Origin of the sequence: Colwellia sp. MB02u-10 (assembly GCF_014077185.1) — a bacterium.
In the GTDB taxonomy this organism is placed as follows: domain Bacteria; phylum Pseudomonadota; class Gammaproteobacteria; order Enterobacterales; family Alteromonadaceae; genus Cognaticolwellia.
The window spans coordinates 1-430 of the sequence record NZ_JACGVK010000095.1; the positions used below are offsets into that span (position 1 = coordinate 1).

General features: G+C 37.9%; 1 protein-coding gene. It reads left to right on the plus strand.

Annotated features, from left to right (window positions below):
• On the plus strand, nucleotides 1–261 hold a 261-nt coding region (locus H4J59_RS04005), incomplete at its 5' end, for a transposase (RefSeq protein WP_182236996.1).
• Nucleotides 262–430: the final 169 nt, after the last annotated feature.

The following is a 430-nucleotide window of genomic DNA, read 5'->3' on the forward strand; positions in this document are numbered from 1 at the left end:
GATGGTGCCGCTTGGCATCAAGCCCACTTAACCAAGAAGTTTAATAATTTATCAATCATAAAATTCCCCCTTTACTCACCTGAGCTGAACCCTATTGAACAAGTATGGCAATGGTTAAGACAAAATGAATTAGCGAACCGATGCTTTAGTGGATATGAAAATATTGTTGATGAATGTAGTCGAGCTTGGAATGTTTTTATTTCAGACACAGCTAGGGTGATAAAAATTTGCTCTAGAGATTGGATAAAAGTGGGAAGTTAATTAATGGAATGGGTATAACGCTTTCTAGTCTTTGATATTGCAACAAGCTAATGTGCCATTCTCAAGTTTTATTTATTAAATCCCAGAAAGCAAAAAACCCGTAGCGTCAGCTACGGGTTTCTCTAAATAGAAGCCTAGCAATGTCCTACTCTCACATGGGAACTCCCAC